This is a genomic window from Streptosporangium sp. NPDC051023 (assembly GCF_040689595.1).
GTDB lineage: Bacteria > Actinomycetota > Actinomycetes > Streptosporangiales > Streptosporangiaceae > Streptosporangium.
In genome coordinates this window covers 23,969-30,432 of the sequence record NZ_JBFBCE010000109.1, presented here as the reverse complement: position 1 = coordinate 30,432, position 6,464 = coordinate 23,969, and the positions used below count along the sequence as shown (strand labels likewise).

Here is a 6,464-nt window from a genome sequence, read left to right as displayed (position 1 = left end):
TTTTTTTTTTTTTTTTTTTGGGGGGGCTACTCAGCGCTTTGTTGTGGGCTCCCCCCCCCCGACCTGCTGCCTCACACTGATGCCCGGCGGCATCGAGCACAGAAGGCAAGAAATCAGGAACCCATGGAAAGCGTCTCCTTCAAACGCGCCCTCGTCATGTCGAGTGACCTCAGAGGCTACGGACAGGGCAACGACAAGCGGCACGAAACCATGCAGCGGAACTTCGTCGACCTGCACGCGACCGCCGCCGCACAGGCGGGGCTCAACCGCGACGCCTGGGCGATCCAGCCGGGCGGCGACGGCGAGCTGGCCGTCCTGCCGGCGAGCGAGCCCGAGCCCCTCGTCGCCGACCAGTACATGCGGGCGCTTCACAGCGGGCTCGTCCAACGCAACGACGCCCTGGCACCCGAGGAGCGGTTCCGGCTCCGGGTGGCGCTCGCCTTCGGCACCGCGTATCCGTCGGTGAACGGATACGCCGGTCAGGCGGTGGTTGAGGCCAGCCGGCTGGTCGACTGGCGTCCCCTCAAGCAGATGTTCAACGAGAGACAGGAGGCGAACATCGTTCTCATCCTGTCTCAGCGGGTTTTCGAGGACGTGGTGCTCCAGGGCCACACCTCCTATACGAAAAGCGACTTCCACCGGGTCATGGTCCAGGAGAAGGAGCTCTCCGCCCCGGCCTGGGTCTGGGCCCCGGACCTCGACGCGAGGAGCCTGAGCCACCTGCCAGATTCAACAAAAGCCACAGAACGCCCAAACGGCGTGAAACCCAACATCTCTCAGCAAGCAGAGGTGATCAACAATGTGAACGGGCCTGTCAAGGCGCGCGAGGTGAACTTCGGGATCGTCCGTAAATGACAGCTCAGGAACCCTCTCAGGACGAGGGGAAGCCCCTCGCGCCCCCTGCCGAGCCCTCACCGGACGATCCGCCACAGCAAGACCAGGACGGGCAGCCGGGACCGGAGGGAAAGGCGGCGGAGAGCGCGGACGACGACTTCGACGAGGATGCCCTCGGCCAGACCGCCCATGTGATCAACAACTTCTTCGCCGAGGTCAGCGCGCAGAAGGCGACCTTCGGCATCACGGGCGGCCCGAGGGTGCGGTCGGTTTCCGGGCGGCTCGACCGCGAAGACGTCGAACACGCGCTCAGGAACTTCGTCAGACCCCGCTGCTTCGAGCGGGCCCTGACGACCCTGCGCGAGCGGCACGTGGTCGTCCTTGTCGGCGACGAGGGCATCGGCAAGTGGACGAGCGGGGTCGCGCTCCTGGCCGAGGCCGGGCTCTCCGCTGAGAGGATCACCGTCTTCTCCCCCGGCCTCGACCTGGACGACCTGCTGGCCGCCTCCTTCAAGAAGGGCCGGATCTACTTCGTCCACGACTGGATCGAGGGGAAGGTCGAGCCCGGCGTCCGGCGCTTCGGCTTCGACACGCTGAGCACCAGGCTGGCGCGGACGGGGGCGCACCTGGTGATCACCCTCAACCGCGCGGAGACACGCCAGGGCTTCGAGGCGTTCGAGATCGGCTGGGAGCCGCCGGACCCGCTGGAGGTGCTCCAGGAGCGCCTGGGCCGCGCCCGTCCCGCCCACGAGCGGGCGGGCATCCCCGCGGAAGTCGCCGCGCTGCGCTCCCCTCGCCAGGTCGTCGAGCTCGCCGAGCAGATGCTCGGCGGCACCCAGTCGCCCGAGGAGATCATGGCCGATCTCTGCGGCGGCACCGTCACCGCGTGGTTCGACGGCACGCCGAAACGCTCGGAGGTACTGACCGTCGCCGCCCTCGCCTTCGCGTACGGCATGCCGGAGCGCGTCTTCGAACGCCTCCTGGTACGGCTGACCGCCATCGCGGACGAGGTCGAGCGGCAGGGCGCGGAACGCGAGCGGCGCTCCATCGGGGAGAACCTGCCCCAGAGCCGGAGGCTGTGGAACGACGGCAACCCCCTGGTCACCCTGTCGGCCGACGCCGGAGAGCCCAGGGTCGTCTTCCGCAGCCCGCACCACCGCGAGCAGGTGATCCTGCAGCTCTACCGCGTCTACGGGTACAGCGTGCTGGAGCCACTGCGGCAGTGGATCCGCGAGCTGGCCAACGACCTGCCCGAAGTGCAGATCCAGGCGGCGGCGGGCCTGGCCCTGCTGGCCAGGAAACGCCCAGAGGAGGTCAGGGAGTCCTTCCTCGCCCCCTGGGCGGGAGGCCTGGTCCGGGAACGCCTGACCGCGGCCAGCACCCTGTCCATGATGTGCGCGGACGACACCACCGCGGCCGTGGCCTTCACCACCGCGCTGAGCTGGGTCGAGAACGCCGGACAGCCCCAGGCGATGACCGCGGCGCTCGCCTTCGCCGGAGGCCTGTCGATCCGCTACCCGGGCGAGACGGTCGACTGGCTCTGGTACCTGTCCCTGCGCGGCGTCCGGGTGAGCAACGTCGCCCAAAGAGCGCTGACGCTCATGTTCCAGGCCGCGGCCGAACGGGACGACGAGGCGCTGACCGGACTCCGGCTGCTCGTCAGGCATCTCGACCGTGATCTCAGCGAGGGCATGGAGCCGCAGAGAACCCGGCGAGCCCTGCAGGCCGTGCTCGCGGTGCTTGAGGCCGACCGGCTGGAGCGGGAGGAGTCGCTCATGGCGTGGCTGCTGCTGTCCCGGCCCGCGGGCGCCGAGGCGATCGGCACGCTCTGGGCCTGGACGCTGCACAGCGCCTACCACCGTTCCGACGCCGTGCGCGCGCTGTGCCGTACCCTCCGCCACCTGGGAGAGCAGGCCGGGGCCACGGCGGCCACCGAGGCCGCTGAGGCGCTCGGCCTGGCGGTGTGGTCGACCCTGCCGGAGGCCGCCGCGGTGCTGGTCAGACGCGCGATCAACCACGCATGCGCCGGTGGGCACGTGCGGCGGGACTCCCCTCCCGCCAAGCACGTCGTCCTCGCCCTGCTCAACGCGAGCGCCCGGCGAATCCCCTCATGACATCAAGGAGACACCGATGCCCGCTCTCAGCGGCTACCCGATCGTCGAGGAGCGCGCTCTCCGGCCTCCCCGGCGCCGACTGGGGATCTTCACCCGGCGAGACCTCAGCGAGCTCCCCGAGACACCGGTGGGGACCGTCCTCGTCTTCGCCGTGAACGGCGCTTACCAGGCGTACACCGAAGGCGAGCACCTCAGGGGGTCGGAGGAGGCCGTCGTGCGGGCGAGGTCGGTGAGCGTCGTCTATCTGCGTGGCCGCCAGGTCATGGTCGGAGTCGAGATCCCCTCCCAGGACATGGGCTACCCCTTCCAGGTGCAGGCGACCTTCGCCTGCAAGGTGACCGATCCCGAGACGATCGTCGCCACCGGGGTCGAGGACGCGGCGACGATCCTGCGCGACCACCTCCGCGACGACGCGGGGCTCATGCAGCTCGGTATGACCCGGCCCGTCGAGGAGGTACACCTGCTGTCCGTCGAGGTCGCCAACCGGGTCCGCGCCTATCTGGAGTTCTGCCCGCCCCGGATAGCCGGGCTCGAGGTCGCCCTGGTCAACGTCACGCTCCTGCCGCCGAACGACATCCTCGCCCACGGCCAGCGGATCAAGCAGCTCAAGTGGAGCGGGGAGACCAAGGAGCTGGAGTGGGCGGTCGAGAACCGGGACGTCTCCAGGATCGAGGAGATCCTCAAGCGAGGGGCCGAGGCCACCGTGGCGTTCGGCGTCAGCCGCGACCAGCTGTTGATGACCGACGCCGTGAGCGTCACCCGCGAGGCGCAGGAGAGCCGGAGGCAGGCCCTGTCCGAACTGATCAACCGCCTGCCCGACGGGTCGCTGGACTTCCTCCCCATCGACACACAGCGGCTCATCGAGAGGGTCATGACCCCGATCATCGGGGACGCCCCCTTCGTCGAGGGGCCGGGGAACAGTGAACGTCTCGGGATCGGTGAGGGGCGAACGTCCTCGGACGGGGACGCGGGCCCACGCAGGATCGGCCTGGAGGACCTCGATGACTGAGGGCGCCGCCCACCGTGGGGGACGCCCGCGGTCCCGGCCCGCCGTCCGGCTCGACCTGGGCAGACGGCTGCGGATCCTCGCGGGGGCCGACGAGGGGATCCTCGACCAGGTGCCGCTGGAGCGGACCCGTTACGTCGGCCTCGGCGGGGTGGTGCTGGGCACCGCGGTCGTCGCCGCGACCTCGATGTGGTTCGCGCTCGGCCAGGTCCTGGGCGGCGTCCACATCGCGATGGTCGTTCCCGCGCTGATCTGGCTGCTCATCGTGCTCAACCTCGACCGGTGGCTCGTCTCGACGGTGACCGGCATGTGGCAGCGCAGGCTCATGATGCTCATCCCACGCCTGCTCGTCGCCGTGGTGCTGGGCTCCATCATCGCCGAGCCCCTGGTCCTGAGGGTGTTCGAGACCGCGGTGGTCCAGCACGTCATCGACGAGCGAGAGGACGCTCGGACCGACAAGCAGGCTCTGCTGAAGAAATGCAACCCTCTGACGGGCGCACCGCCGCCGGGGCACAGGTGCGAGCAGGCCGACTACCTGACTTCGGGCGCGGTGGTGGACGAGCACAGGATCGCCGACCTGAAGAAGGATGAGGCGAGACTGCAGACACAGGTAGATCACGAGGAGGAGAAATACGAAGGCAGCTTGGACCTGGCGAACGATGAGTTATTCGGCAACAAGGTTCCGGGGGCGACGAGCGGTAAGCCGGGGAACGGCGCCATCTACAGACGTGACTTGAAAAACGCGAACGAGGCCAAGAAGCGCTGGCAGGCCAGCAAGAGGGAGCTCGACGGGGTGCGCCGTCAGATCTCCGCGCTGGGCGGCCCCCTCGCCAGCAAGCGGGAGGACTTCGGGAAGAAGATCGAGACCGAGATCGACAGGAAGCTGGCCACGATGCCCGGCAAGAACGACCCCGTCGGGATCCTGGAGCGGATGCGGGCCCTGCACGAGCTCTCCTCGGAGAACACCTACCTGTTCGCGGCGACCTGGCTGTTCCGGCTCTTCCTCGTTCTCATCGACTGCCTTCCCGTCCTCGTCAAGCTCATGGGAGGCACGACCGCCTACGACCGCATGGTGGAACACGCCACCCGCATGCGGGAGAGGGTCCACGAGAAGCGTCTCCAGCTCGACGCGGACGCGAAGATCGGCGAGCTCGAGCTTCGGGCCTACGACGAGGCGGAGGATCGCAGGAGGCGGCGCCAGCTCATCGACATCGAGGGCAAGGCCGCCGACGCCGAGGCACGGGCCCGCAGGGAGGAGCTGATGAACCAGCGGGCCGAGGAGCTGAACCGCCAGAGCAGGGGGAAGGGCAGGATCAACGGCAACCACCCGCACGTCGGTATGACGGGCGCGTTCCGGTAACGCCCCCTTCCGCGTGACCCGGCGGGGTCTTCCCCGCCGGGTCACACGTGTCCTTCCGCCGATCCGGCGTCGTCTCAGGGGCGAACCGGTTTCCACAGCTGCCGCCGCGCCCCGGGACGATCACTCCTCGGAGCCGTCGTCCTCCACGGCCTCCGCGACCTTCGTGGCTCCGCCGTACGCCGCGTCGTGCTGCCTGCGCGGGGAACAGACGGAGGCCGAGGGGCAGGCGCAGCGGCGTCCGCCGTCGTCCAGTCGGACCACAACCGAGTCCGAGGGGACGTTGCGGCCGACCACGGTTCCCGAACCCTCGGGGGTGTCCACCTTCGCCCCTACCCTGGGCATCCTGCTGTGCGCCTCGGTGTAGAGGGGGTGTTCGTACTTGAGGCAGCACATCAGCCGCCCGCACGCCCCGGCGATGCGCATCGGATTGACCGGCAGGTCCTGGTCCTTGGCCATCCGCACGGAGACCGGCTCGAAGTCCTTGAGGAAGGTCGCGCAGCACAGGTCCCGGCCGCACGGGCCGATCCCGCCCTGGAGGCGGGCCTCGTCGCGGGGGCCGACCTGGCGCAACTCGACCCGGGCGCGCAGGTTCTTGGCCAGGTCGCGGACCAGGGCGCGGAAGTCGACGCGGTGGGGGGCCGAGAAGTAGACCGTGTAGACGTTCTCCGCGTCGAGATAGTCGACCCCGATGACCTTCATCGGCAGCGCGTGCCGCCTGATCAGGCGCTTGGAGACACTGCGGGCCTCGGCGCGCTGCCGCTTGTTGGTCTCGTCGCGGGTCAGGTGCTCCTCACCCGCGAGGCCCGCGCACACCGGCAGGCCGTCGATCTCCTCGCTCGTCCACTGCGGCGCCCAGACGCACTCGGCGACCTCGGGCCCGGCGTCGGTGGGCACGAGCACCCTGTCGCCGATCTTAGGACTGTGGCCGCCCGGGTCGAGGTAGTACAACCGGCCGTAACGGGTGAAGCTCACGGCCATGATCATGCTCATGTGGCTCCCAGGCTGCAGGGGGTACGGCTAAGCGCCCACTCCGCCACCCTACGCGCCGAGATCGCCTCTGGGGACTCCCGCACGGAGGGCTGCCCGAGCCGGGGCGGAGACTCGCGACACTCAGCGCCCGGACGAGGGCGGCGGGACGGAGGCCTGATCC

General features: G+C 69.3%; 5 protein-coding genes. 4 read left to right on the top strand and 1 reads right to left on the bottom strand.

Features of this window, described 5'->3' with window-relative positions:
• Nucleotides 1–123 precede the first annotated feature (123 nt).
• Genes AB0395_RS42300 through AB0395_RS42285 form a run of 4 tightly spaced genes read left to right on the top strand, consistent with a single transcriptional unit; the run spans nt 124 to nt 5,314 of the window.
• Nucleotides 124–855 (top strand): hypothetical protein, encoded by a 732-nt coding sequence (locus AB0395_RS42300; protein ID WP_366292092.1) that lies wholly within the window; start codon nt 124–126, stop codon nt 853–855.
• Entirely contained in the window at nt 852–2,948 is a 2,097-nt protein-coding gene (locus AB0395_RS42295; protein WP_366292090.1) for a hypothetical protein, read from the top strand. The genes AB0395_RS42300 and AB0395_RS42295 overlap by 4 nt, the downstream gene beginning before the upstream one ends.
• 16 nt (nt 2,949–2,964) lie before the next feature.
• Nucleotides 2,965–3,957, top strand: coding sequence for a hypothetical protein (locus AB0395_RS42290; RefSeq protein WP_366292087.1), 993 nt, complete (start codon nt 2,965–2,967; stop codon nt 3,955–3,957).
• Nucleotides 3,950–5,314 (top strand): DUF4407 domain-containing protein, encoded by a 1,365-nt coding sequence (locus AB0395_RS42285; RefSeq protein WP_366292083.1) that lies wholly within the window; start codon nt 3,950–3,952, stop codon nt 5,312–5,314. Before AB0395_RS42290 ends, AB0395_RS42285 begins: the two co-directional genes overlap by 8 nt.
• A gap of 120 nt (nt 5,315–5,434) precedes the next feature.
• On the opposite strand, the gene ricT is transcribed toward AB0395_RS42285, so the two are convergent.
• A complete protein-coding gene (ricT, locus tag AB0395_RS42280) occupies nt 5,435–6,304 on the bottom strand; it encodes a regulatory iron-sulfur-containing complex subunit RicT (RefSeq protein ID WP_366292081.1) in 870 nt (289 codons plus the stop codon).
• Nucleotides 6,305–6,464: the final 160 nt, after the last annotated feature.